Genomic DNA, 26,624 nt, shown 5'->3' with positions numbered 1-26,624 from the left:
TTCACACAAATGGGTTAAGTCGTTGATCTATATGTGAATTAGCCACCATCCGAGAAGCATGATGTGGTATTCATCTCTGCGCAGAAGCGGACGAGCAGACACAAAAAACCCGCCGGAGTGGCGGGTTCTTTGATCAGCGTAAAGCCTTAGCCCTTGCTGGCGCGCTTGCGCAGGTTCTCGTCGAGAATCTTCTTGCGCAGGCGAATCGACTTCGGCGTGACCTCGACCAGCTCGTCATCATCGATGAACTCCAGCGCCTGTTCGAGGGTGAAGCGGATCGGCGGAACCAGTGCAATGGTCTCGTCCTTGCCGGAAGCGCGCATGTTGTCGAGCTTCTTGCCCTTGGTGGGGTTGATCACCAGATCGTTGTCACGGCTATGGATGCCGGCCAGCTGACCTTCATAGATTTCATCACCCGGTGCAAGAAACAGCTTGCCGCGGCTCTGCAGGGTTTCCAGCGAATAGGTCAGCGCCTTGCCCGAAGCCATGGAGACCAGCACACCGCTCTGACGCTGGCCGACTTCACCACTCTTGATCGGACCGTAATGACTGAAGGTAGAGGTCAGAATACCGCTGCCCGAGGTCATGGTCAGGAAGGAGTTACGGAAACCGATCAGACCGCGTGCCGGTACGGTGTACTCGAGACGGATACGGCCCTTGCCATCCGGAACCATGTTGCTCAGGTCGCCTTTACGCAGACCCATCTGCTCCATCACCGGACCCTGGTGAATTTCTTCGATATCGATGGTGACGTTTTCGTACGGCTCCTGCTTCTCGCCGTCGATTTCCTTGATAACCACTTCCGGACGGCCTACGGCCAGCTCGAAGCCTTCACGACGCATGGTTTCAATCAGTACCGACAGGTGCAGTTCGCCACGACCGGAAACCTTGAACTTGTCAGCGTCATCGCCCTGCTCAACACGCAGCGCAACGTTGTGCAGCAGCTCCTTTTCCAGACGCTCCTTGATGTTGCGGCTGGTAACGAACTTGCCTTCCTTACCGCAGAAGGGTGAATCGTTGACCTGGAACGTCATCGAGACGGTCGGCTCGTCGACTGACAACGGTGGCAGCGCTTCGACATTGTTCATGTCGCACAGCGTGTCGGAAATATACAGCTCGTCCATACCACTGACGCAGACGATATCGCCAGCCTGAGCCTGATCGACTTCAACGCGCTGCAGACCCGAGTGACCCATGATCTTCAGGATCCGGCCCTGGCGCTTCTTGCCATCGGCACCAATGGCGATAACCGGCGTGTTGGTCTTGACGGTGCCGCGGGCGATACGACCGATACCGATTACACCCAGGAAGCTGTTGTAGTCCAGCTGGGAGATCTGCATCTGGAACGGGCCGTCAACGTCAACATCAGGCGCCGGAACGTGGTCGACGATTGCCTGGAACAGCGCATCCATGTCGTCGTCCATATTCTCGTGGTCCAGACCGGCGATCCCGTTCAGGGCGCTGGCGTACACGATAGGGAAGTCCAACTGCTCATCGGTAGCGCCGAGGTTATCAAACAGATCGAAGATCTGGTCGACGACCCAGTCGGCACGCGCGCCGGGACGGTCAATCTTGTTGATGACCACAATCGGGCGCAGACCCGCCTTGAATGCTTTCTGGGTAACGAAACGCGTCTGCGGCATGGGACCATCCTGCGCGTCAACCACCAGCAGCACGGAGTCGACCATGCTCATTACGCGTTCTACTTCGCCACCGAAATCGGCGTGGCCGGGGGTGTCGACGATATTGATGTCGTAGCCATTCCATTTCAGAGCGGTGTTCTTCGCCAGAATGGTGATACCGCGCTCTTTTTCCTGGTCATTGCTGTCCATCACGCGCTCGTTCTCGAGCTCCTTACGGTCCAGGGTGCCGGACAGACGCAGCAGCTTATCGACCAATGTGGTCTTGCCGTGGTCGACGTGGGCAATGATGGCTATGTTACGGAGATTCTCGATCACTATGGACGTCCTGGGAAATGCGCGGCAGTTCGCCGGCTTATAAAAATGAGGGGGGCATTATACAGAGACAGCCGTGACAGTGTATGTTTTTTGTACGAAACACCGCCACGCGCTATTTTTCGAACCGTCTGCAGCTCTCGCTCAGACCTTGGGCAATCGTAGCACACGGATGTTGCCATGCCCCGCATCGAGCAGATACTGAGCGTGCAGCTGGCTCATTACGCCCTTGTCGCAGTACAGGAGATAAGCGCGCGAAGCGTCCAGTTCGGAGAAGCGACTGTTCAACGTATAGAACGGAACGTGCATGACCTCAACGCCCGGCAGTTGTAGCGGATTGAGCTCCTGCTCGTCCGGCGCACGGATATCCAGCACTACCTGACCGGGCAGCGCCTGGCTTACCAGCTCCACGGCGTCGGCTCCCTCGAGGTCCAGTTCAAGCTCGCTGCAATCGGTATAGCGAGCATTCTTTACCGCCTCGTCGAGAATCGCGAAATCGAACCCGGCTTCAGCCTCGGCCACCTTCGCCGGCTTCGTGCGGATCGCCGGATTGACCGAGATCACCCCGCAATACTCCGGCATGCTGCTGGAAAAGGCTTCGGTACCGATGCGCCGCGCCGTATCGATAATGTCCATCTTGCTGCTGGTAATCAGCGGACGCAGCACCAGCAGATCGCTGACCTGATCGATCACCGCCAGATTCGGCAGGGTCTGGCTGGCCACCTGCGATATCGCCTCGCCGGTGACCAATGCGTTCAAATCCAGTCGCCAGGCGATGCGGTTGGACGCTCGCAGCATCATGCGCTTGAGCACAACACCCATCTGGCTGTTCTCCACGTTTTGCAACAGCTCCGCCACCACTCCCTCGAACGGAACGCTGATAAACCGCAGGCGATGGCTGGCGGCGTAGCGTTCCCACAAATAATGCGCTACCTGCCGTACGCCCAGCTCGTGGGCGCGACCACCGAGGTTGAAGAAGACGAAATGCGGCAAAAGACCGCGCTGCAGCATCTGATAACTGGCGACAGTGGAATCGAAGCCACCGGAAAGCAGGCTGAGCACCGGCTCCAGCGTCCCCAGTGGAAACCCGCCCATCCCTTCATGGCGCGCCTGGATTAGCCACACCCGGTTGTCCCGAATCTCCATCTTTACCGCGACCTCGGGCGCCTTGAGCGATACGCCCGCCGCACCGCAACGCAACATCAGCTGCTCGCCAACCAGCCGCGCTGCGTCCTGGGAGCTGAATGAATGCCGCCCCACACGCTTGCAGCGCACCGCAAAAGTGCGTCCACGAACCTGGTCTCCAAAGCAGGCGATGCACAGCTCCGCCAGCTCCTCAAGTGTGCCCAGCGGGTAATCACGCACCTCCAGCAGATGGGCGATACCCGGCGTATTACACAGGCGCTCGATACATTGCTGCTGCAGGGCCGGATCATCACCGAGAATCACTTCAAGACTGTCCCAGGAACCAGCCACCCGCGCAGCAGGATCGATCGCCGCGAGCAGCACCCGGACGTTGGTCTTGAGCTGGTGCACGAATCGCTTGCGCACCTGGCGCGTCTTGATGGTGATTTCGGGAAAGAACTTGATAATCAGTTTCATGGGCAGCTACAACCAGGCAAAGCGCAGCATTATACGCGCTTACCGGGGGTTGATGGGGCGTTGAGCGTCGGACGGTGGGGCTGGAAGCTGGAAGCTGGAAGCTGGAAGGGTTAGGTCGGAGTTGTTGGTTGATTGTTGCGCTTGCTCCGCCAGCGATGGTCAATTTATGAAGCGACCGTTGGCGCAAACAGCACGACAGTTGCGAAGTGTGGGCAGGTCTTTCGGCTCACTCGGCTGATGGCCGGACCTCACCTGCCAACGCAAGGTTCGACCTTCCAGCCTGAAGCCTACGCTTCCAGCTTCCGCCTCTAGCCGCGCGATAATCTGCACCATTTTTGATCACTAACGTGCTTTACTGCACTCTTATTGCGCAGCGCAACGGCACCTTTTTGCACCAAAAGCCGCGCTACTGCTCTATCATGCTCATTTCAGCGTGCACTTAGAAATGGCACAGCTTTTGCTACCTTGTAGCTCAGCGGATGCGGGAACTAAATTCCGCTCGAATTTGAAGATCCGGGCGAGACGCCCGGGCAAATGTTTCTTTGGAGGAAACCATGTCGAAAGCGATGCAACTGATCCAGGAATTTGACGTGAAGTGGGTCGATCTACGCTTCACGGATACAAAGGGCAAGCAACACCACGTAACCATGCCGGCCCGCGATGTAAAGGATGACTTCTTTGAAGAAGGCAAGATGTTCGACGGCTCCTCCATCGCTGGCTGGAAGGGAATCGAAGCTTCCGACATGATTCTGATGCCTGATGACGAAACCTCGGTCCTCGACCCTTTTACCGAAGAGCCGACCCTGATCATCGTCTGCGACATCATCGAGCCGTCCACCATGCAGGGTTATGAGCGCGATCCGCGCAGCATCGCCCGGCGTGCCGAGGAGTATCTGAAGTCCACCGGCATCGGCGATACCGTTTTTGTCGGCCCGGAGCCCGAGTTCTTCGTGTTTGACGAAGTGAAGTTCAAGTCCGACATGTCAGGCTCCATGTTCAAGATCTTCTCCGAGCAGGCGGGCTGGAACACTGACGCCGACTACGAAACCGGTAACAAGGGTCACCGTCCCGCTACCAAGGGCGGCTACTTCCCGGTGCCGCCGGTTGATCACGACCACGAAATCCGTACCGCCATGTGTAACGCCATGGAAGAAATGGGCCTGGTCATCGAAGTACACCACCACGAAGTAGCCACCGCTGGCCAGAACGAGATCGGTGTGCAGTTCAACACGCTGGTGCACAAGGCTGACGAAGTACAGACTCTGAAATACTGCGTGCATAACGTGGCGGATGCCTTCGGCAAGACTGCTACCTTCATGCCCAAGCCGCTGTATGGCGATAACGGATCCGGCATGCACGTGCACATGTCGATCTCCAAGGATGGCAAGAACACCTTCGCAGGTGAAGGCTATTCCGGCCTGTCCGATACTGCGCTGTTCTTCATCGGCGGTATCATCAAGCATGGCAAGTCATTGAACGCGTTCACCAACCCGTCGACCAACTCCTACAAGCGTCTGGTTCCGGGCTTCGAAGCACCGGTCATGCTGGCCTACTCGGCTCGCAACCGTTCCGCGTCGATCCGTATTCCCTATGTCTCCAGCCCGAAGGCGCGTCGTATCGAAGCACGCTTCCCTGATCCGGCTGCCAACCCCTACCTGGCCTTTGCTGCACTGTTGATGGCTGGCCTGGATGGCATCCAGAACAAGATTCACCCTGGCGACGCTGCAGACAAGAACCTGTATGACCTGCCGCCGGAAGAAGCGCAGCAGATTCCGCAGGTCTGTGGCAGCCTGAAGGAGGCACTCGAGGCGCTTAGCGGCGACCGCGAGTATCTGACCAAGGGCGGCGTATTCACCGATGAACTGATCGACGCGTTCATCGAACTGAAAGCGGCAGAAGAGCTGAAGGTGCGCACTTTCGTTCATCCGCTCGAGTACGATCTGTACTACAGCGTCTGATCGATTGCAGACATGCAGGAGGGCGTCCGTTTGGACGCCCTTTTTTTTCGTCTGTCAGCAACTGTGACATAGCAACTTGCCAGCCATCCCGCGGAGTGCAACTCTAGGGTCTGCCCAAGGGTAATCCACAGGAGTGAAGCAGCATGGTTCGCATATCGATTCTGGCCAGCATGATCTTGCTGGCGCTATACGCTGGCAGCCTTTCAGCCCAGGTCTATTCGTGGACCGACGAAAACGGCAACCGTGTTTTCTCCGATCAGCCTCACCCGAAGGCAGACAGCATTGATCTGGGGCCGGTGAACACCATCGAGCCACCATCACCCTCAGCGATGGAATGGCAAAACGACCGGGACCGTTCGCAGACGTCCGGACAGCAATCCCAGACGGTTTACCAGCGCCTGGCGATTACCTCACCCACACATGACCAGGCCGTTCGCGCCAACGACGGTACGTTAAGTCTTACCGTGGAGACCAACCCACCGCTGAGCGGCAACCACCTGCTACGTGCAGAAGTGGATGGCAAACTTGCCGAAGAGGCGGTACCCGGAAACGGCAATGCAGCCCATCAGCTGCAGATCAACGAGTTGGATCGGGGCAGCCACACGGTCACCGCTGTCGTCGTTAACGCTCGAGGCGAAATCATCCAGCGCAGCGACCCGCTGCGGATTCACATCCAACGCACCTCGCTCAACCAGCCTGGCCGCGCCAACGCCAATCAGGCGCCGCGTGCTCCCGCCGCGCCACGCGCACCTAACGTCCCCGCCCCCAGCCGATCGGGTAACTGAAACAGAACACCCTCCCTACAGGTGCGCACCTGTTTGGTGCACACTTGTCATTTCAATGCCCATCTCAACAGCATCATCGACTCGCCTGGACCAACCCGGCCACATGGGGTGCAGGGTTCTGGTGCGTTGCCACCCATTCAGGCGAACAGTGGATTGATCGACGGCTCCATAAACGGGCCTTTTTTGAGGGTATGGTCTGAAATGTAGCCTTTCCACTGTTTTATCCGCCCTCATTTGTGAGCAGCGCTCCAGGGTGGTTCGCTTTTTGCATTTATCTGATCAAACAATGGGGACCACTATGCTGCCAGACCGAATTCAGATTCTCGAAAACCTCACCACTGCAGTCGTTTTGTTGGACGACCAGCTGTGCCTCGGTTATCTGAACCCGGCTGCGGAGATGCTGCTGGAGGTAAGCGGTCAGCGGCTTCAGCAGCAGCCCGTCGGGGATTTCTTTCATGACCGTGCCTCAGCGCTGGCTTCCCTGCATGATGCGCTGGACAACATGCACGCTTTCACCAAACGCGAAGCCCAGCTCAGCCTGAACAACGGCAACAGCCTGGTGGTGGACTATACGGTGACTCCGCTTGCCGCGGCCGGGTATAACTGGATCCTGATGGAAGTGCACCCCCGGGACCGCTTGCTGCGCATCACCAAGGAAGAAGCCCAACTGGCCAAGCAGGAAGTCACCAAGGTACTGGTGCGCGGCCTCGCCCACGAGATCAAGAACCCGCTGGGCGGCATTCGTGGCGCAGCGCAGCTGCTTGCCCGTGAGCTGCCCAGCCAATCACTGCGCGACTATACCGACGTCATCATTGAAGAAGCTGACCGTCTGCGTAACCTGGTCGACCGTATGCTTGGCCCCTACCGCCCGCCGAGCCTGCAACCCCTGAACATCCACGAGATCACCGAGCGAGTTGCTCATCTGATACAGGCCGAAACCCATGGGCAGATCGATCTGCAGCGTGACTACGATCCGAGCATTCCCGAACTCATGGGTGACCGCGAACAGCTTATCCAGGCAGTGTTGAATATCGTGCGCAATGCCATGCAGGCGATCACCGAAAATGGCCAGGTTGAGCAGGGCCGCATCGTCCTGCAGACCCGGGCACTGCGACAGTTCACCATCGGCCACAAGCGCCACCGGCTAGTCTGCCACCTGCGGGTAATCGATAACGGGCCGGGCATTCCGCCTGCACTGCTCGATAGTATTTTCTATCCCATGGTCAGCGGCCGTGCCGATGGCACGGGATTGGGCCTCTCCATCACGCAAAATATCATCAGCCAGCATCAGGGACTGATCGAGTGCGAGAGCTCACCCGGCCATACTCAATTCAACCTGTTCCTTCCGCTGGAACAACACCCGGAGACTAATGCATGAGCCGAGCCGAAAACGTCTGGATTGTTGATGATGACCGCTCAATACGCTGGGTTCTGGATAAGGCACTGCAGCAGGAAGGAATGGAGCCGGTCTGTTTTGACAGCGCCGATAGTGCCCTGGCCAGGCTGTCGCGCCAGCACCCGGACGTATTGATCAGCGATATCCGTATGCCCGGCACCAGTGGTCTGGATCTGCTGGCGCAGATTCGCGATCAGCACCCCAAAGTCCCAGTCATCATCATGACGGCGCATTCCGATCTGGATAGCGCCGTGGCCTCCTACCAGGGCGGCGCATTCGAATATCTACCCAAGCCCTTCGATGTCGACGAAGCGGTAGCCCTGGTTCGACGCGCCCTCGCGCATAGCCGCGAACAGCAGAGTGCCGCGCAGGACACGACGCAGATGCGCACCCCGGAGATCATTGGCGAAGCGCCAGCGATGCAAGAGGTATTTCGGGCCATAGGACGCTTGTCCCATTCCAATATCACCGTGTTAATCAATGGCGAATCCGGGACCGGCAAGGAGTTGGTTGCCCATGCCCTGCACCGGCATAGCCCGCGCGCGCGCAACCCGTTCATCGCGCTGAATATGGCCGCAATTCCCAAGGATCTGATGGAGTCGGAGCTCTTCGGTCACGAAAAAGGCGCTTTTACCGGCGCCGCTGTACAGCGTCGCGGGCGCTTCGAGCAGGCCGACGGCGGCACACTGTTTCTTGATGAAATCGGCGATATGCCAGCGGAAACCCAGACGCGGCTGTTGCGCGTACTGGCAGATGGTGAGTTCTACCGGGTCGGTGGTCACACCCCGATCAAGGTCGACGTTCGCATCATTGCCGCCACACACCAGAACCTGGAAGGTCTGGTCCAGGCAGGAAAATTCCGCGAAGACCTGTTCCACCGCCTGAACGTTATTCGCATTCATATTCCGAAGCTCGCCGAACGCAGCCAGGACATACCCACCCTGGCACAGCATTTTCTGGCCCGCGCCGCGCAGGAATTGTCAGTTGAACCCAAGGTTCTCACGGCACAGACCCAGGAATATTTGAGCACCCTGCCCTGGCCAGGCAACGTCAGGCAGCTGGAAAATACTTGCCGCTGGATCACGGTTATGGCTTCAAGCCGTGAAGTCCTGATTGAAGACCTGCCGCCCGAGATGCTCACTCAGCACCAGGAAACGGTCGGGGACGACCACTGGGAGCTCAGCCTGCGCAACTGGGCCGATCAGGAGCTGGCCCGTGGCGTGACCAATCTACTGGATGCTGCAGTGCCGGCATTTGAAAGAATCATGATCGAAACCGCGCTGAAACATACCGCTGGCCGACGTCGGGACGCCGCGCAATTGCTCGGCTGGGGACGCAATACCCTGACCCGCAAGATCAAGGAGCTGGGCATGAACAGCGAAGGCGCGGAAGAGGAGGAGATGGAATAGACATAGGAAGCTGGAAGCTGGAAGCTGGAAGCTGGAAGCTATGAGCTTGGGAATGCTGCTGGGTTGCACAAGCCTGCGATATGAATAATTTTTGATATGTGGCGGCTTGCTGCTGGTGACTTGGGCCGCATACACTGCCGTCCACTCCCCTGACTCGATACGCCAGCATGTTTCATATCGCCTTGCTTGAACCGGAAATCCCGCCCAATACCGGCAACATCATCCGCCTGTGCGCTAATACAGGCTGCACCTTGCATCTCATTGAACCGCTGGGCTTTGAGCTGGACGACAAGCGGCTACGCCGCGCGGGACTGGATTATCACGAGTTTGCCGAGCTGAAAACCTACCCGGACCTCGCCAGCTGTCTTGCCCAGGTTCAGCCACAGCGGGTGTTTGCCCTGAGCACAAAGGGTACGCGCAGCTACACCGATGTGCGCTTCAGTGAGGGGGATATGTTTCTGTTCGGTCCGGAAAGCCGCGGCTTGCCAGCGGAGGTTCGTGAGAGCCTGCCAGCCGACCAGGTGCTACGCATACCGATGCTGCCAGACAGCCGTAGCCTGAACCTGTCCAATAGCGCAGCAGTACTGGTATTCGAGGCCTGGCGCCAGCAGGGCTTTGCTGGCGCGCTGGGGTAAGCAGCCTCACAACTCTTCAAGGTCTGCTCCGTTTCCTCGCGAGCCGCGACGGAACGGAGCAGACCCGCACCATACTAGCGAACCTGCATGACTACCTTGCCCACCGCTTTGCGCGAGCTGAGCAGTTCCAGGGCCTGCTCATATTCGCCCAATGCGAAGCGCTCAGACACCAGCGGCTTCAGCTTCCCTTCGGAATGCCAGGCAAACAGCTGGCGGAAGTTGTCCAGATTGGCCTGTGGCTCGCGTGCGGCGAAGGAACCCCAGAACACCCCTACAATTGACGAGCCCTTCAGCAGCGCCAGGTTGATCGGGAAATCGGGAATACGGCCACTGGCGAAACCGACGACCAGCAAGCGGCCTTTCCAGTTGATTGCGCGAACCGCCTCGTCGAACAGATCGCCGCCGACCGGATCATAGATCACGTCCGCGCCCTTGCCCCCGGTGAGCTCCTTGACCGCGTCCTTGAGGCTGACTTCGCTGTAGTTGATCACCTCATCGGCGCCGGCATTGCGAGCGACCTCGAGTTTTTCAGCAGAAGACGCCGCAGCGATAACTCGAGCACCCATGGCTTTGCCAATTTCGACCGCCGCGAGACCGACGCCACCGGACGCGCCCAGCACCAGGAGCGTCTCACCCGGCTTGAGCTCGCCACGTTGCGTCAGGGCATGCATGGAAGTGCCGTAGGTCATGCTGAAACCGGAAGCGGTGGTGAAATCCATGTCATCAGGCATCGGCAACACCTTTGTGGCATCTGCAACGACCTTTTCGGCAAAACTGCCGTAGCCGGTCAAGCCCATCACCCGATCGCCAGGCTTGAGGTGCTTTACATTGCTGCCCACGCTGGCCACCACCCCTGCGGCTTCACCGCCCGGGGAGAACGGAAAGGGCGGCTTGATCTGATACTTGCCCTGAATGATCAGCGTATCGGGGAAGTTGACCCCGGCAGCGTGGATATCGATAACGACCTGGTTATCGCCGGCGACCGGATCGGTAGTCTCTTCCAGAACCAGGCTGCTGGCCGGTCCGAACTCTTTGCATAATACGGCTTTCATGATGTCTCCCTTGGGCGGTTTTCCAACAGTCTAGCGGCATACGCCGCGCACGGGTCAATTACCATGTCTGCGGTTGATCAGCATGCATAAGACCGGCGGGCGTAATGAATTGGCGCTACAGCCCTGCTCGGATATGCTGTGGCAAAACCAGCGGAGTAGTAGACGTGAAAGGATTGAAGAAGGCATGGCTGGCATTAGCTTTGGCAATTTCTGCGGGATTGCCGGCCCAGGCGGCGACCGACACCCCAGGCACCTCGCCCTACGTGGATCTGAAACCCGCTTTCATAGGCACCATCGGCCCCGGTCCGCGACTGCAGTACCTGAAAGTGGACGTGGCGCTACGTGCCAGCGATAACGCTGCGGTGTCACGTATCGAATATCACAACCCACTGATACGCAACACCCTGGTCACGCTCTTCGCTCGCCAGACCCCGGACGCTCTGGCAGGACTGGAAGGCAAGGAGCAGCTGCGCAGCGAAGCACTGCAAGCGGTCCAGCAGGTACTGGAAGAAGAGGAAGGTCAGCCGCTGGTCACGGATCTGTTGTTCAATAATCTCATTACACAGTGAGTTGGAACTGGCACCCGGCGCTGTCGCCCGCCAGCTGTCAGGATTGCGCAAGACGCCGTGAACCCATCCCTGGAGGCTTGGCNAGCTGTCAGGATTGCGCAAGACGCCGTGAACCCATCCCTGGAGGCTTGGCGAAAACATCCCTGTTTTCAACACTTGCTCCACCCTGACAGCCGGTGGGCTCGATCAGACGTTGGTGTGATGCGGAGAATGAACCAGTATTGGCTTGTGCCATCCGGAAACTCAAATCTTTCTGCGAAGCAAGGCGACAGGGTTGCGTCGACCGTCCGATGACAGGGATGTCATCGACGAGCTTACAGGGACGTACCTGCAGCGTGTCGGCGCGGCCCTGTCGGCTTGCGGCAGCTGACCCCGAACTTCCGCCAGAGTCGGACTTGCGGCTAGCCCTCCCATCACTGGCAGAGCGAGCCCGCCACCTCAAGACAGGCTCCGACATTGAGATGGCTAACTACCGAAGTTACTGGCTCAGGTAGGTACTGACGAAGGAGTCAAAATCCACATCGTCCCTCGCCTCGATAGCGGCCTGCTCGGCCAGCGATTCCTCCACCTGTGTCCGAAAGTCTTCGAGACTTTCGGCATCGAGCGGCCGCGCCATGAAATATTCCCGGTGCGCTTCCGATTGCGCCAGGGCAAAACGGAAGAAACTGTTGCCGTGTCGCTGAATCTCCGCAAGCACCCGCGCCGAAGGCGTTAGATCGGGATCGTGCAATTTGTCCCGCTGCTGACTCAGGCTGTCGCTGAAGTCGGACGTCGCATGCGCCTGATCGAGCAGTCGTGAGCAGGCAGCAATGTCGTCCAGCAGTTCCAGCCCCCAGTCCTTGAGCGCGACCGCGGTTCCGTTCTGCTGCAGATTCAAGCCCGGTTCCCGGCCGCGTTTCACCGCCAGGTCGAAATTCACGCCCGCTTCCTCACATTCCGCAGGCTCGAATTCGGGACTGTCCTGTAGCGCGCAAAATAACAGGAAGCTATCCAGGAACCGCGCGGTGGTGGGCTCGATCCCCAGCGGCGCGAAGGGGTCAATATCCATGCAACGCACTTCAATATATTCCACGCCGCGCGCTGCGAGCGCGTGCACCGGTTTTTCGCCACTGCGCGTGACGCGCTTGGGACGAATCGGGCTATAGAACTCGTTTTCAATCTGCAGCAAATTGGTATTGAGCTGCTGCCAGTTGCCCTGCGCATCATGGGTGCCCATTTCAGCGTAGGGCGCATAAGGCATGCTGATGGCTTGCTGCATGCTCTGGATATACTGATCCAGCCCGTTGTGGCAGATATTCAGGCCCGACTGGGCGTTGTTGTTGTAGCCCAGGTCGCTCATCCGCAGACTGGTCGCGTAGGGCAGATACAGACTCTTGTCACCCAACCGCTGCAACCTGTGGTCGCGTCCCTGCAGGAAGCTCGCACACACCGCAGGTGACGCGCCGAAGAGATACATCAACAACCAGGCGTAGCGACGGAAATTGCGGATCATCGCCATGTAACGGGCCGACTGGTAATCCTGCGCTGGGCGCTGATCGCCGTCATGCTGCTGCAACACTTGCCAGACCTGGTGGGGTAGCGAAAAGTTGTAGTGAATGCCTGCGATGCACTGCATGGCCTTGCCGTAACGAATCGCCAGACCGCGGCGATAGACATGCTTGAGCATGCCGATGTTGGAAGTGCCATACCAGCCAATCGGAATATCCTGATCACGCTCCGGTAATAGACAGGGCATGGACTGGATCCACAACCGCTCGTCTCCCAGCTGGCTATAGGTAAAGCGGTGAACACGGTCGAGGTTCTCGAACAAACTGTCGATGCTGGTACAAACCGGCGTGATCAGCTCCACCAGTGCTTCGGAATAGTCCGTGGTAATGGTCGGATGCGTCAGGGCCGAGCCCAGAGCCGTGGGATGCGGGGTCTGAGCCAAAGCACCCATTTCGGTAATTCGCAGACTTTCCTTCTCGATGCCGTGCTTGCAGTCGAGCAACTGCTCACGGCAGGTCGGCTGACCAAGAAGTTCGAGATACTGGCTGAGCGTTGGTGACAAGGTTGTCACTCCTTGGGCATGGAAACCGGTGACACCCTGCGCACCGGATTTTTTAACAGTATAGAAGCGTTCAGATGCGTGCAAAGGTACCCAGACACTTGGCTACCAGCACGCCGTCCTGCCAGATTTCACCGTCGACGATGATGGTGCGCGTGCCGGCATGAACCACCTTTCCGGTGCATTCCAGTTCGCCGCCGGTTACCGCGCGGGTGTAATTAATCTTGGCTTCGATGGTTGCCGTGCTTTCATCAGGCTCCAGCACGCTGAAGGCGGCAGCGCCCATGGCGGAATCCAGCAGACTGAAAATCACCCCGCCGTGTACCCGCTCGGTGGAATTGAAGTGATGTTCCAGCACCGGCAGGCGCAGAACACAGCTGCCCCGCTCGATCGAGTGAAATTTGACACCGAGCGATTGGGTAAACGCGCTCATGCGGCTCTCCATGATCTCGGCCAGCTTCGGATGTTCGGTCATATCAGCGCTTCTTCAGGTTTTTCGCGTTTGCGAACAGGTTGGCAAACGTACCAGTCGCAGCGGGCTGAGCGCCAGCTTTTGATGTGCCTTGCTTGGCCGTGCCCCGCGATCCAGAGCGATCAGGGCGGCGTTCGCCACTGCGAGTCGAAGCAGACCCAGCTACAGCGGACGCAGCGGCACCCGACGCAGTGGCGCCTAACTGATCATCCATGCGCATGGTGAGACTGATACGCTGGCGTGGCACGTCGACTTCAAGCACCTTCACCTTGACAATATCCCCGGCCTTGACCACGTCACGCGGGTCTTTGACGAACTGGTGCGAAAGCATGGAAATGTGCACGAGCCCGTCCTGATGAACGCCGATATCAACGAAGGCGCCGAAATTGGCTACGTTGCTGACTACGCCTTCGAGCACCATGCCGGGCGTCAGGTCGCCAATCTTCTCGACGCCTTCCTGGAATGCGGCGGCCTTGAATTCGGGGCGCGGGTCACGGCCCGGCTTGTCGAGCTCCTTGAGGATGTCGCTGATAGTCGGAATGCCGAAGTGTTCGTCGGTGAATTTGGCCGGCTCCAGCTTGCGAAGAAAAGCGGAGTCGCCAATCAGGCCACGAATGTCCCGGCCGGTTTCCCCTGCGATACGTTCGACCAGAGGATACGCCTCGGGGTGAACGGCGGAGGCATCCAACGGATTATTGCCGCCCATCACACGCAGAAAGCCGGCTGCCTGTTCAAAGGTCTTGGCGCCAAGCCGGGTGACCTTGAGCAGCTCGCGACGGCTGGCGAACGCACCGTGGGCGTCACGATAGTCCACGATATTTTGCGCAATGGTCGGATTCAGGCCCGATACACGCGTAAGCAAGGGCATTGAAGCCGTGTTCAGGTCCACCCCCACGGCGTTTACGCAGTCTTCGACCACAGCGTTGAGGCTACGCGCCAGCTTCAGCTGGGACACGTCGTGCTGGTACTGGCCAACGCCAATCGATTTGGGCTCGATCTTCACCAGTTCCGCCAGCGGGTCCTGCAGGCGCCGCGCGATGGAAACCGCGCCACGGTAGGTAACATCCAGATCGGGAAATTCCTTGGCAGCCAGTTCGGAAGCCGAATACACCGAGGCGCCCGCTTCGGAAACCGTGATCTTCTGCATTTTCAGGTCTGGACACAGCTTGAGCAGGTCCCCGGCCAGCTTGTCACTTTCGCGTGATGCCGTGCCGTTACCAATGGCAATCAGATTCACTCCATGTTTCTTGCACAGCGACGTCAGCACCGCAAGTGACTGATCCCACTGGTTACGGGGCGCATGGGGAAAGATAGTGGCGGTGTCGACCAGCTTGCCGGTGGCATCGACGACGGCCAGCTTGACGCCTGTGCGCAGACCCGGATCCATTGCCAGCGTGACTTTGGGGCCGGCGGGTGCGGCCAGTAACAGGTCTTTGAGATTGTTGGCGAAAACGCGGATCGCCTCGTCTTCTGCTACCTCACGCAGATCGCCCAGCAGCTCGGTTTCGACATGACCCAGCAGTTTGACCCGCCAGGTCCAGCGGACGACCTCGGCCAGCCATTTGTCAGCCGGGCGACCCTGATCAGTAATATCAAAGGCTTCGGCGATCATGCCCTCGCAGGGATGCGTAGCAGTCGACGGCGCATCCGGATCGCCCAGCTGCAACGAGATGCTCAATATCCCTTCGTTGCGACCGCGCAGAATGGCCAATGCCCGGTGCGAAGGCACATTGCGAAACGCCTCGTCATACTCGAAATAATCACGGAACTTGGCGCCTTCCTGCTCTTTGCCGGCAATCAGACGTGACGTTACGCGGCCGTCCTGGCGCATCGCCTGACGCAGACGCTCAAGCAGTCCCGCATCTTCGCTGAAGCGTTCCATGAGGATGTACTTGGCGCCATCAAGCGCAGCTTTGACGTCTGCTACGCCCTTGTCGGCGTCAACGTATTCGGCCGCCAGTTGGCTGGGGTCCTGGCCGGGATCGTCAAACAGCTGGTCGGCCAAGGGTTGAAGGCCGGCTTCAATGGCAATCTGACCCTTGGTGCGGCGTTTGACCTTATAAGGAAGGTACAGATCTTCAAGACGGGTTTTGGTATCGGCCTCGCGGATGCTCTGCTCCAGCTCCGCCGTCAGCTTGCCCTGCTCGCTGATACTGGCAAGTATGCTCTGGCGCCGATCATCCAGTTCGCGCAGATAGCGCAGCCGCTCTTCAAGAAAACGTAACTGGGTATCATCAAGACTGCCGGTGACTTCTTTCCGGTAGCGTGCGATAAACGGAACGCTGGCACCTTCATCAAGAAGGCTTACGGTAGCGATCACCTGTTCGGGGCGAACTGCCAGCTCGCTGGCAATACGTGAAGCAATACTTTCCATCGGCACGGGCACCCAGTCTTTTCAACGAGCCGCGCAGTATAACCGAGTCTCGCGGTAAACGAGGAAACTGGACGCAGCAGCCCTTGCTGCCAACGGCTAAGGTGTACTAATACGAAGCTGGAAAAGGTGACGAGACGGCGCGGCTTCATAGCCCGGATCAAACGCCACCAGACATTTCCTGTAACAAGGGGTCAATGAGCAAACCCGACGGCTTGCGCGACAATGATCTCTATATCAGACAAGGCGAGACGCATGAACAGCGAAGGCGAAAAAATCCTTATTGTCGATGACGACGTACGATTGCGGCGGCTCTTGGAGCGTTTCCTGACGGAGCAGGATTATCGCGTGCGCGCCGTTGAGAACACCGAGCAGATGGACCGTTTGCTGGCCCGTGAACTCTATTCTCTGATCGTGCTCGATCTCATGCTGCCCGGTGAAGATGGCATGACGGCTTGCAAACGTCTGCGCGATCAGGGCAATCGCACGCCGATCATCATGTTGACCGCCAAGGGCGACGAGACCAGCCGCATCGAAGGGCTGGAGATGGGTGCCGATGACTATCTGCCCAAACCGTTCAATCCCCGGGAGCTGGTGGCACGTATCAAGGCCGTGCTACGTAGGCAGTCGCCGCAGGTGCCAGGCGCGCCGAGCTCGGATGATAACGAAGTAACCTTCGGCGATTTCGTGCTCAGCCTGGCGACCCGCGAGCTCAAACGGGGCGACGAAGTCCATATGCTGACCACCGGGGAATTCGCCGTGCTCAAGGCGCTGGTCCAGCATCCACGCGAGCCGTTGACGCGGGACAAGTTGATGCAGTTGGCACGCGGCCGCGAATGGGATGCGCTGGAGCGTTCAATTGACGTCCAGATTTCCCGCCTGCGCCGCATGCTTGAACCCGACCCGTCGAAGCCACGTTATATCCAGACAGTCTGGGGCGTGGGCTACGTATTCGTACCGGACGGCAAGTGAAGGGAGGTCCCGGCTGGCATCCTTTACTGCCGCGTAGTTTTTTCGCCCGAACCCTCCTCCTGGTGCTGGTGGTCACGCTGTTCTCCAAGCTGCTCACCATTGTCTATCTGATGAGCAACGAGGATCTGCTGGTCGACCGCCAATATAGCCATGGCACGGCGATGCTGGTACATGCCTATTGGACCAGCAATCCCGAAGCGCGTAGTGACCTTGAACGTATGACCGGCATGGAGCTGGTTGCCGAGGAAAATGTTCCGCAAGGGGAAATCCATTGGCCTTATTCAGGCATTTTCACCAATCAGGTACGCGACGAGCTCGGTGACCGCACCCAGGTACGGGTGCGGACCCAGGAAGAGCCAGCCATCTGGATCCATCAAGCCAATTATGGGAATAACTGGCTGAAGGTTCCGCTTTATGCGCATCCGCTACGCGGCCAGCGCATCTGGTGGGTGGTCACCTGGCTGTTATTGATCGGTATGTTGTCCACTGCAACCGCCTGGATCTTCGTGCGCCAGCTGAACAGACCGCTCAAGGTACTGGAACTGGCCGCCCGGCGGGTCGGACGCGGGCAGCGAATCCGGCTGCTGGATACCGGCGGGCCGGCAGAAATTGCCGAGGTATACCGGGCCTTCAATCAGATGGCACATGACGTCGAGCAGGCCAACCGTGATCGCACTCTGTTGCTCGCGGGGGTGTCGCATGATTTGCGCACACCGCTGACACGCATGCGGCTATCAACCGAAATGCTGTCATCCAGCGACCCTGAACTCACCGAGGGAATGATCAGGGATATCGAGGATATGGACGCGATCCTCGACCAGTTCATGGCATTCATCCGCGAAGGTAATGCCGAGGCTTCCGAGCCGGCAGATATCAACGAGCTCATCAGAGAAGTGGCCGCACCGCTCAATACCGGAGAGGAAAAGGTACGACTGTGTCTTGAGCCCGTTCCGATCACACCGCTGCGTCGACTATCGATCAAGCGCGCGATAACCAACCTGATTGAAAACGCGCTCAAGCACGGCGGCGCAGGGGTTGAAGTCTGCACCTACGAAACCCGCACCGGTGCCCAGCGTTATCTAGTCGTTGCAGTGCTGGACAGGGGGCCCGGCATCGAACCGGCCGAATCGGAATCGCTGTTTACGCCCTTCACCCGGGGCGACCGGGCGCGCTCGACCAAGGGAACCGGATTGGGCCTGGCGATTGTCAAGCGCATAGCCGATACCCACGGCGCAACGGTACAGCTGCTCAACCGCGGCGGCGGTGGTACCGAAGCCCGCTTCAGTATTCCGGTAGCAGACTGAAGAACCGGCCGGGATCAAACCCGGCCAAAGGATGTTGCGAGCCGCCTGTCAGGCGCGTAGCAATCCGGTATCGGCCAACGCCTGTTCGATGGCCAGCAGATCGGGGATCAACATGCTCTGCGAATCGCCACCAAGGCTGACTTCCTGGAGGACGAACTCAGCACCTTCGTCTGTGGTTTCGATTTCGCCACGAATCACTTTGCGTGACCGCGGGATGGCAGAGATCCGCATGCCAACAAACTTCAGCCCTGACCGGCCGCCCAGCGCGTTGAGCACCAGTGTACGAGGCTGGGCGGAGCTGTCCGCCGAAGGGGTTTGTCCCAGCAGGCGTTCCGGATCAATCAAGGGGACCAGCTGATCCCGCCAGGTTGTCCAGCCGAGAAACCATTCGGGCCCCTCGGTAGCTGGCTGGCTCAGGCGGTACCCCACCAGCTCGGCAACCGCGATGTTAGGCAGTAACAGGGGTTTTGAAGCGAGCGGTACAACCAGTCCGTTCAAGCTTTCCAATGCATCTGACGTTGCCATCTTGTCCTCTCGATAATATCCGTGGCGCCAGGTCTATCGACCCTTCGTCGTGATCATGTTGTAACCCAGCCGCTTTGCAGCAGGCACGCCATGCATTGACGCAGCCTGCAACCTGCCAATTCGCATGAGTGTATCGGGCCACGGCTGCGCTGATTTTTCAGCAGCGCTAGAGCGCAACGAGCCATTCCTGGTCGACCCACTGTTGCATCGCCGTTGCGAGCTCCTCCGGTGATCCCTGCCGACTGCTGTATCCGGCAAGCTGGACCGCCAGCGGCATCGTCGCGCAGGCTGCGCTTTCCGCACTCTGCGTCCACACCTGCATGCCTTTTGCGTGCATGCGGCCGCACGCACTCACTCCGTCTTCACCCATACCGCTGAAGATGATCGCGCCACATCCCGGACTGAAAGCCCTGACGACCCCATCCAGCAACACCTCGATAGCTGGCTGATAAGCGCCTGGCCACGGCTGATCAGACAATCGCACCTCACCGCCGGGACCAAACTCGATTGCGCGCTTGATAGGCGCGACCATCACCTCGCCTTCGTGCAAACGCGAGCCTTCCTCGCAATTGAAGAACCGCCAATTGTTGTGCCGCCCCAGAATCTGCGGGAGTTTGTACTCGAAGCCTGCATCGATGTGTTGTGCGTAAATGAATGCTACCGGCAGATCTGCAGGCAACGCATCCAGAAAACTTTTTACTGCTGCCGGGCCGCCAAGCGAGGCCGCGAGCAACCAGACGCAACGCGCAACAGGCACCCCTGACTGGTTTGGAGGCGCTACCGACAAGTTCGGCGCTTGCCCGTCTGGCGGGTCGCCGAGCAGAGGCTGAAGCTTGTTATACAACCTGCGTTTCCAGCGCGGATACTCCTCGTTGTGCCGGTCAGGTACTTCCCCCGTCCCCAATAGTACCGGGACCGGGCTATGTTCAAGCAGCCACTCGGCAAGCTCTGATTCTTCCGATAACTCGAGCAACCATGCGTCAGTATCAACCGCCGCCAGTTGCGCACAATCCAGCCGCTCAGGCTCATTGGCGAAGACAACCCGGTAGCCGAACTCGACCAACACCTCAGCCAGCAGCTTTCGCTTGGCTGGCTGGCTGGCGAGCAAGGCAATGGCCGGTGCCGGCGTCTCATTCACGAATGGTAACCAGCTTGCCTATCGCCTCGAGCAGCTCGGTTTCCTGATAGGGCTTGCCGAGGTAATCGTTAACACCGATAGTCCGCGCCCGCTCACGGTGTTTTTCACCGGTTCGGGATGTGATCATGATGATCGGCAGATCCTGGAGCCGCTCATCGTGACGCACCAGGGTGGCTACTTCAAAGCCATCCATGCGGGGCATCTCGATATCCAGCAGCATGATATCCGGCTGGATATCCTGCAGCATGGCAATAGCTTCGACGCCGTCCTTGGCAGTCACCACTTCCATACCGTGACGCTCAAGCAGTCGCGTAGTGACCTTGCGAACCGTAATCGAGTCATCCACCACCATGACCAGCGTCGAGCGCTCTTCGAGCGGCGCAGCAATGCTCTGAGCGCGCTCAGCGGCCAGTCGTTGCTGTGACTGCAACGCCTGCTGGGCACGAATCACGGCGAGCAGATCGAGGATGACGACGACCCGGCCGTCACCGAGGATGGTGGCACCCGAGATACCCGGTACGACCGCAAACTGTTTCCCGAGGCTCTTCACAACGATTTCCCGCGAGCCTGCCAGCGCGTCCACCTGGACAGCCATGCTGTGTTCGGCCCCCCGCACCAGGATCACCGGGAGAGGCAAGGAATGCCCGGTTAGCCGGGGCTGCTGGCCGGTGACCAGCAACTCTCCGAGATACCGCAGATCATAGGTTTTACCAGCGTATTCAAAGGGTGGCGCATCCGGAGCATAGTAGGCCTCCAGCTCGTAACCCGAGACACGAACGATACCTTCAATGGTATTCAGCGGAATGGCGAACAGGTCATCGCCGGAGTAAACCATCAGCGCGCGGTTCACCGATACGGTAAAGGGCAGGCGGATGGTAAAGGCGGTGCCCTGGCCCGGCTCGTTCACCAGCGTCATGCTACCGCCGAGCTGCTTGACCTCCGCGTTGACCACATCCATGCCGACGCCGCGGCCCGATATCTGGGTAATCTTGTCGGCGGTAGAGAAGCCTGCCTCGAGGATCAGCTGCAGAATCTCGTCGTCAGACAACTCGACATCAGAATCCAGCAAGCCTCGCTCGATGGCCTTGCGGCGTACCGCATCCAGGTTGATGCCCTTACCGTCATCAGCGAGCTGTAGCACGATCTCGCTGCCTTCACGGCGCAGATCCAGGGTAATGCGACCTTCTTCCGGCTTGCCGGCGGCTTCGCGCCCCGCCGGCATCTCGATGCCATGGTCAACCGCGTTACGCAGCATATGCTCCAGCGGGCCGATCATGCGCTCAAGCACGCTGCGGTCCATTTCCCCTTCAGCATTACCGACGACCAGTTCGACCTCTTTTCCCAGTTCGCCGGCGACCTGTCTGACTACCCTGCGCATGCGTGGCAACAAGCGGTCGAATGGCACCATCCGGGTACGCATCAGACCTTCCTGCAATTCGGTATTCACCCGAGCCTGCTGGATAAGCAGAGTTTCCGCATCGCGGCTCTTGGAGGCCAGGGTTTCTTTCAGATCAAGCAAGTCGGACGCCGACTCGAACAGCGAGCGGGACAGTTGCTGCAGCTGCGAATACCGGTCCATTTCCAGCGGATCGAATTCTTCGTAGGCCTGTTCTATTTCTTCCTGATGGCGTGAAAGGATCTGTGCCTGGGTTTCCATATCCAGCCGGCGCAGCTGATCCCGTACCCGCTCGATAGTACTTTCCACGTCCTGCAGCGTATGGCTCAAATCGGTCACTTGCTGCTCGATACGGCCGCGGAAGATGGAGGTTTCACCCGCCAGGTTCACCAGGTCCTCGAGCAGGCCAGCCGGCACTTTAACGGTTTCCTGAGCACTGTTACGAGCGTTCGACCGACGCTCGTCACCCGCTTCCATCGCCTGCTGAAGGATCGCCTTGACGTCGGCCAGTGTCTTGCCGGAGTCGATAACGCGAGGCTTTTCCGCGGACTTGCTGGAAGTCGTTACAGAGCCAGGCTGTGTATGCGCCGTCAGCGACCAGTCGATTGCCGACAGTTCCTGCCCTGAAGCGAGCATTTCGATCGCCGACTGAAGCTCGCTCAGTGAGCGCTCCAACAGCTCGACATGGTCAGGCTCGCTTTCGTGCAGGGCGGTTTCCAGCAACTTCGCCTGTTCTGCCAGATCGTGCTGGTTGGCGAGACGGGCGCTGCCTTTCAGTGTCTGCACCCTGTGCAACAGATCGTGCGCAGCCGTGGGATCGTCTTCCCTGCGCTGCAACAGCGCAGCGCAGGGCTCGAGCAGCTCCCGCGCTTCCTCAAGGAACATCGCCAGCATGCCTTGCATGGGCTGGGAGAATGCCGAAGGTTGTGCCGCAGCTGGAGAGCTCGGCGCCTTGACATTGAATTCCGACTGCGCGGCTGAATCGCGGGATGGCAATTCCACTGGCTGATCAGGATGTGCACGATAAGCGCGTATGGCGCCGATCAATCCCAAGCCATCGCTGATCGGGCGTCCGGCGGTGACGCCCTCTACCATATCGGCAAGGCAGTCGTGGCAGGCATGCAGCAAAGCGGCGAGATGCTCGCTGGGTTGATAGCGGAACTCGCATATCCCCTCGTAGAGAAACTCCAGCTCGTGCGCCAGATCGCCAACCGGGCGAATCTCGGCCATGCGGGCGCCGCCTTTGAGGGTATGAAGATCGCGCTGCAAGGCTTCTACCGCAATGTTGTTGCCCGTGTCGTCGAGCCAGGTGCGCAAGCTTTCGCCTGAACTCTCGATAATTTCCTGCGCCTCTTCCAAGAAGATATCGACCAGCTCATGATCGGTAACCGCTTCGCGCGGATGCCACATGCCTGGCGGTGTATCGTCCTGCGAGCCTTGCGAAACAGTCTGCTCCTGCGCCTCGGCAGGTCCGGTCAGCTCCTCTTCCGCCAGGGAAGCGATGGCGTCCGGCGTACGCTCGTCAACAAACAGTGCGTGCAGCGCCGCCATCTCGTTCTCGGCAGGCACCACAAACTGATGGGAGGCGACCTGATCCATCATTACGATCAGACGATCATGGGCCGCTTCGAGCGCTAACGCGACACTGTCATCAAGCTGCAATCGACCGTCCAGAATAGCCTCATGCACTTCTTCCAGACGCAGGCACAACGTCTCCAGCGTATTCAGCTCGACATCGCCGGCGACCTCTCCCAGCTCTCTCAAGCTACGCACCAGACCGTATCCGTCGATATCACCTTCCCCACGGCGCCATGCCTGCAGCGCATCGGCTGCATCCAGCAACAGCTCTATGCCCTCGGTAAGGAAAATGGACAGTAAACCTGCCTGGTTATCGCGACTGTCTTCCGCGTCGGAGCGACGGCTTTCCAGCTGGCTGAGTCCCTCATCATGGAGCGCTTTCACCCGTCCAAGGAAGCTATCGGAGCCTGCAATGGCTTGTTCAGGGTCCGATTGCAGCTGTACCAGACCTGTTTCGATCATACCGACGACTTCGTCAAGCAGCGTTGCCAGCGACGCATCGGCGTCGATCAGGTTGCCCTTGAAATCCTTCGCCAGTTTTTCCAGTGGCGTGACCAGTCTGGCGATCGGCTGAATACCAGCCATGTGCGCGCTACCCTTGAGCGTATGCAGCGCACGTTGCAACGCATCACTGATTGGCTGCGGCACGGAGTCTTCACAGCGGGCGATGAAGCGGCGAATTTCCTCTATATGCACCTGGGTTTCATTGTTGAAGATTTCCAGCAACACTGGATCCATGCCTTCGGACGCTTCAGCCACACCGGCGTCTAACGCAGCCAGCGCTTCGGCATCATCAAGGTGCAACTCGGCCTCGGCCTGCTCAGTTTCCGGCATCGCGGCAGTCGCGTCGGCGTCGGCGTCGGTTTGCAGTGCGTCAGGCTGGTCACCTGTTTCCAGTGCTTGAGCCTGCTCTTCGTCCACATCACCTGGAGCTGCCGGTAGCAATTGAGTGGTCTCGTCGTCTGGCTCGAGCCCCGCAGGTTCAGCACTCAGCAATTCAGCGTCTAGCTGGGCATTTATCCAGTCCTCTTCCGGCTCATCCCCTTCGCGAGGCTCTGAAGCCTCGACCATAGCTTGCTCGGACGAGGACTCGGTCAGCTCGCTCTCGGGCACAACAACAGGCTCTTCGTCGAGCGCTGGCGATTGGTCTGAAACACAACCCGCAGCCAACGCTTCAGTATCAACCACTTCTTCAGGCTCGGCTTCACCCAGGCTGGCTGCTTCACCCGCCAATTGCACGGGCGCGGGCGCGTCTTCGGGCAGTGTCAGCCCTTTGGATAGCGCGTCGGCATGAGCGGACAACCGGGAGACTTCCGGCAACTGCTGCTGGGTGTTTGCTGCAAAGTCTTCTACCAGACGGGGCATGACCTCACGTACAGCATTGATTACCGAGAACACTGTCGGCGTCAGCTCGATACTGCGGTCTATCACCCGGTTGAGCATGTTCTCCACTGACCAGGAGAGTTCGGCCAGTACGCCAGCCCGAACCATCCGGCCGCTACCCTTGAGCGTATGGAAAGATCGGCGCACTTCGGCGCGCGCCTTGTGGTTTTCCGGCTCGGCCTGCCAGATCGGCGTGAACTCGGCCAAGGCCTCCAGCACTTCGCCCGCTTCTTCGATAAAGATCTCGACCAGCTCGGTATCCAGCTCCTCGACGTCTTCCATCTCTACTGCCGGCGTTTGCACCGCAGTCGCCTCCCCCGGGATTACCGACGTCGGCTGATTGTCGGCTTCAGCCTTGCGCCGGGAGACGCCAGCGGGGTCATAATCAAGCACCGCAAGGCGTTCCTCGGCTACCGAGAGAATACTGTCACCGCGGTCACTGTCGTCTTCCGCCAGGCGCTCGAGGTAATAGTCGATGCTGGTAATTACATCAGCCAATGCGTCGAGCGATTCCCAGTCGGGAATGGACTGGGTGGTGATCAACTGCTCGATAACGTACAAACGACAGGCACCGAGGGTATCGGCGGCGCGTTGCAATCCGAGCATTTCCATGCCGCCGCGAACGCTGTTGAGGTATTCATCTACAGGCTGGAGTTGATCATGATTCCATTGCTGGGCAATGAAAGAATTGATGGCGTCGCGAGTATGCTCGAGCGCATTTCGCGCCTCCTGAACTACCTGCTGATGCACCTGCGCCATGTCCTGGCTAACCGGAGCCTGACTCGTCTCGGACTCGCCGTCTGCCTCGGCAGCTTCGCCACGCTCCTGCCCTGAAACGCCTTGCAAGCTGGCTTCAACGAATAACAACCCGCCGGCAATGTCCATCAGGCCAGCATCATCGACTTCGATGTCGCCATTTGCGAGCTGTTCCAACCGCACGATCTGATCCTGCAATACACGCCGCGGCTGGCCTAGCCCAAGCATCGCCAGCGTGTCGGCAATCTGTTTCAGGGTTGGCAACAAGGCCTTGAGGTTCCCCAGATCGGAACGGTCGCTGCGTACGAACAGGTCGAGCCGCTCCTTGACTTGCAAAAGCTCTTCGCCCAACGCCACAACCACTGACTGCATGGCACTGCGATCCGGCCCCACCAATCGGCTGCCCGATGACTGGGCATCGCGTTCGGCCTGGGTCCACAGGGTACGCAGTTGGTAACGATCCTTGAGCGCATCCAGCCTCGGACTGCTGCCCAGGCTTTTGGCAACATAGAACAACAGATTACGCTGCAATTCCGGAGGAGGTGTCTCACCGCGCGCAGCAATGCCTTTCTCCACCAGCCTGCGAAGCTCACGATCACCCTCGCGCAACAGATTGCGAATTGCCGTACCTGTCTCGATCGTTCCCAGCTCGAGTCCTTCGGCCACGCCCGCGAAAATGGTCCACAGGTCGCCAAAGGGAACCCCTTTGAATAGCGACTCCAGGCGAGCGAAAACTCTGCCCAGCTGATGGCTATTGGCAGCGACGTTTTGCTCTCGAATGATGCCGGCCTGGGCGATCTGCATGGCCTGACGCAATTTGCGCAGGCGCATGACGATCAGATCATCAGCAAATTCGGGGGCCGGCGACAGGTCGATATCACCTTGCTCCCCAAGGTCCGGACTGAAGAGTGCATTTTCGGATAACAGCTTTTCGCCACGAGCCGAACGCATATCGTTAAGCAACGGCAATAGCACCAACGGCAAGTCGCGACGCCCACTCTGCACCCGGTCAAGGTATGCCGGCATCTGCAATATCGATTGCATCAGGACTTCCAGCGCCTCCCCTTCACGGCTCGCGGTGCCATGCATCAAGGATTGCGCCAGCTGTTCCATTTCTTCAGCCAGCAACGCTGCGCCATAAAACTCGACCATCTGCAGTGTGCCGTGAACCTGATGAATATAGGTCAGGCAAAAACGCAGACGTGTTGAGTCCTCGGGGTTTTCTACAAAAGCTTCCAGAGCCTGGCGTGCCTGGCCCAATGTCTCGGAAATTTCGCCTTTGACCCAGTCGAGGGCGACATAATCATGCCGATCACCCATA

General features: G+C 58.9%; 17 protein-coding genes. 8 read left to right on the top strand and 9 right to left on the bottom strand.

Annotation, left to right across the window (positions count from 1 at the left end; all coding sequences use genetic code 11):
- Window positions 1-146: 146 nt before the first annotated feature.
- On the bottom strand, window positions 147-1,958 hold the full coding sequence (typA, locus tag FZE95_RS17440; RefSeq protein WP_150302100.1) for a translational GTPase TypA: 1,812 nt from the start codon (window positions 1,956-1,958) through the stop codon (window positions 147-149).
- Between the two features lie 141 nt (window positions 1,959-2,099).
- Window positions 2,100-3,557, bottom strand: a complete 1,458-nt coding sequence (gene thiI, locus FZE95_RS17435) for a tRNA uracil 4-sulfurtransferase ThiI (protein WP_150302099.1) — start codon at window positions 3,555-3,557, stop codon at window positions 2,100-2,102.
- 554 nt (window positions 3,558-4,111) lie between these two features.
- Between thiI and glnA the strand changes: the two genes are divergently transcribed.
- The 5 genes from glnA to trmL all read left to right on the top strand — a co-directional run bounded on the left by glnA (window position 4,112) and on the right by trmL (window position 9,740).
- A complete protein-coding gene (gene glnA, locus FZE95_RS17430) occupies window positions 4,112-5,515 on the top strand; it encodes a glutamate--ammonia ligase (RefSeq protein ID WP_150302098.1) in 1,404 nt (467 codons plus the stop codon).
- A 143-nt stretch (window positions 5,516-5,658) separates the two neighbouring features.
- Entirely contained in the window at window positions 5,659-6,300 is a 642-nt protein-coding gene (locus FZE95_RS17425; protein WP_150302097.1) for a DUF4124 domain-containing protein, read from the top strand.
- Window positions 6,301-6,598: 298 nt separating this feature from the next.
- Entirely contained in the window at window positions 6,599-7,678 is a 1,080-nt protein-coding gene (gene glnL / locus FZE95_RS17420) for a nitrogen regulation protein NR(II) (protein WP_223825116.1), read from the top strand.
- A complete protein-coding gene (ntrC, locus tag FZE95_RS17415; RefSeq protein WP_150302095.1) occupies window positions 7,675-9,105 on the top strand; it encodes a nitrogen regulation protein NR(I) in 1,431 nt (476 codons plus the stop codon). The genes glnL and ntrC overlap by 4 nt, the downstream gene beginning before the upstream one ends.
- Window positions 9,106-9,272: 167 nt before the next feature.
- Complete coding sequence (gene trmL, locus FZE95_RS17410; protein WP_150302094.1) at window positions 9,273-9,740, top strand: tRNA (uridine(34)/cytosine(34)/5-carboxymethylaminomethyluridine(34)-2'-O)-methyltransferase TrmL; 468 nt, start codon at window positions 9,273-9,275, stop codon at window positions 9,738-9,740.
- Between the two features lie 74 nt (window positions 9,741-9,814).
- Here the strand turns inward: trmL and FZE95_RS17405 are convergent, their stop codons facing one another.
- Complete coding sequence (locus FZE95_RS17405) at window positions 9,815-10,792, bottom strand: NADPH:quinone oxidoreductase family protein (RefSeq protein ID WP_150302093.1); 978 nt, start codon at window positions 10,790-10,792, stop codon at window positions 9,815-9,817.
- 164 nt (window positions 10,793-10,956) lie between these two features.
- Between FZE95_RS17405 and FZE95_RS17400 the strand changes: the two genes are divergently transcribed.
- On the top strand, window positions 10,957-11,361 hold the full coding sequence (locus FZE95_RS17400) for a flagellar basal body-associated FliL family protein (RefSeq protein ID WP_223825115.1): 405 nt from the start codon (window positions 10,957-10,959) through the stop codon (window positions 11,359-11,361).
- Between the two features lie 478 nt (window positions 11,362-11,839).
- On the opposite strand, the gene gshA is transcribed toward FZE95_RS17400, so the two are convergent.
- From gshA to FZE95_RS17385, 3 genes are all read right to left on the bottom strand, one after another.
- Window positions 11,840-13,411 carry a glutamate--cysteine ligase gene (gene gshA / locus FZE95_RS17395; protein WP_150302091.1) on the bottom strand — a complete coding sequence of 524 codons (1,572 nt, stop codon included), beginning with the start codon at window positions 13,409-13,411 and terminating at the stop codon, window positions 11,840-11,842.
- A 70-nt stretch (window positions 13,412-13,481) separates the two neighbouring features.
- Entirely contained in the window at window positions 13,482-13,883 is a 402-nt protein-coding gene (locus tag FZE95_RS17390; protein WP_150302090.1) for a PaaI family thioesterase, read from the bottom strand.
- Between the two features lies 1 nt (window position 13,884).
- Complete coding sequence (locus FZE95_RS17385; protein ID WP_150302146.1) at window positions 13,885-16,254, bottom strand: Tex family protein; 2,370 nt, start codon at window positions 16,252-16,254, stop codon at window positions 13,885-13,887.
- Window positions 16,255-16,506: 252 nt separating this feature from the next.
- On the opposite strand from FZE95_RS17385, the gene ompR reads away from it, so the two are divergent.
- Window positions 16,507-17,223, top strand: a complete 717-nt coding sequence (gene ompR / locus FZE95_RS17380) for an osmolarity response regulator transcription factor OmpR (protein WP_150302089.1) — start codon at window positions 16,507-16,509, stop codon at window positions 17,221-17,223.
- On the top strand, window positions 17,220-18,527 hold the full coding sequence (locus FZE95_RS17375) for an ATP-binding protein (protein ID WP_223825114.1): 1,308 nt from the start codon (window positions 17,220-17,222) through the stop codon (window positions 18,525-18,527). Before ompR ends, FZE95_RS17375 begins: the two co-directional genes overlap by 4 nt.
- A 48-nt stretch (window positions 18,528-18,575) precedes the next feature.
- Here the strand turns inward: FZE95_RS17375 and FZE95_RS17370 are convergent, their stop codons facing one another.
- The 3 genes from FZE95_RS17370 to FZE95_RS17360 all read right to left on the bottom strand — a co-directional run bounded on the left by FZE95_RS17370 (window position 18,576) and on the right by FZE95_RS17360 (window position 26,623).
- Window positions 18,576-19,052: a chemotaxis protein CheW gene (locus tag FZE95_RS17370; RefSeq protein WP_150302088.1), complete on the bottom strand. Its 477-nt coding sequence runs from the start codon at window positions 19,050-19,052 to the stop codon at window positions 18,576-18,578.
- A 166-nt stretch (window positions 19,053-19,218) separates the two neighbouring features.
- Window positions 19,219-20,190 (bottom strand): chemotaxis protein CheB, encoded by a 972-nt coding sequence (locus tag FZE95_RS17365; protein WP_150302087.1) that lies wholly within the window; start codon window positions 20,188-20,190, stop codon window positions 19,219-19,221.
- On the bottom strand, window positions 20,183-26,623 hold the full coding sequence (locus FZE95_RS17360; protein WP_150302086.1) for an Hpt domain-containing protein: 6,441 nt from the start codon (window positions 26,621-26,623) through the stop codon (window positions 20,183-20,185). Before FZE95_RS17360 ends, FZE95_RS17365 begins: the two co-directional genes overlap by 8 nt.
- Window position 26,624 lies beyond the last annotated feature (1 nt).

This window comes from Pseudomonas profundi (assembly GCF_008638305.1).
Taxonomy (GTDB): domain Bacteria; phylum Pseudomonadota; class Gammaproteobacteria; order Pseudomonadales; family Pseudomonadaceae; genus Halopseudomonas; species Halopseudomonas profundi.
The sequence above is the reverse complement of the archived record's forward strand: the minus strand, read 5'-3'. Positions and strand labels throughout refer to the sequence as shown.

What these genes read in the sequence shown, in the direction of transcription:
- FZE95_RS17385 (WP_150302146.1), bottom strand. Translation starts at nt 16,254, where the DNA reads ATGGAAAGTATTGCTTCACGTATTGCCAGCGAGCTGGCAGTTCGCCCC.
- thiI (WP_150302099.1), bottom strand. Translation starts at nt 3,557, where the DNA reads ATGAAACTGATTATCAAGTTCTTTCCCGAAATCACCATCAAGACGCGC.
- FZE95_RS17425 (WP_150302097.1), top strand. Translation starts at nt 5,659, where the DNA reads ATGGTTCGCATATCGATTCTGGCCAGCATGATCTTGCTGGCGCTATAC.
- ompR (WP_150302089.1), top strand. Translation starts at nt 16,507, where the DNA reads ATGAACAGCGAAGGCGAAAAAATCCTTATTGTCGATGACGACGTACGA.
- ntrC (WP_150302095.1), top strand. Translation starts at nt 7,675, where the DNA reads ATGAGCCGAGCCGAAAACGTCTGGATTGTTGATGATGACCGCTCAATA.
- FZE95_RS17370 (WP_150302088.1), bottom strand. Translation starts at nt 19,052, where the DNA reads ATGGCAACGTCAGATGCATTGGAAAGCTTGAACGGACTGGTTGTACCG.
- glnL (WP_223825116.1), top strand. Translation starts at nt 6,599, where the DNA reads ATGCTGCCAGACCGAATTCAGATTCTCGAAAACCTCACCACTGCAGTC.
- FZE95_RS17360 (WP_150302086.1), bottom strand. Translation starts at nt 26,623, where the DNA reads ATGGGTGATCGGCATGATTATGTCGCCCTCGACTGGGTCAAAGGCGAA.
- FZE95_RS17390 (WP_150302090.1), bottom strand. Translation starts at nt 13,883, where the DNA reads ATGACCGAACATCCGAAGCTGGCCGAGATCATGGAGAGCCGCATGAGC.
- FZE95_RS17405 (WP_150302093.1), bottom strand. Translation starts at nt 10,792, where the DNA reads ATGAAAGCCGTATTATGCAAAGAGTTCGGACCGGCCAGCAGCCTGGTT.
- glnA (WP_150302098.1), top strand. Translation starts at nt 4,112, where the DNA reads ATGTCGAAAGCGATGCAACTGATCCAGGAATTTGACGTGAAGTGGGTC.
- trmL (WP_150302094.1), top strand. Translation starts at nt 9,273, where the DNA reads ATGTTTCATATCGCCTTGCTTGAACCGGAAATCCCGCCCAATACCGGC.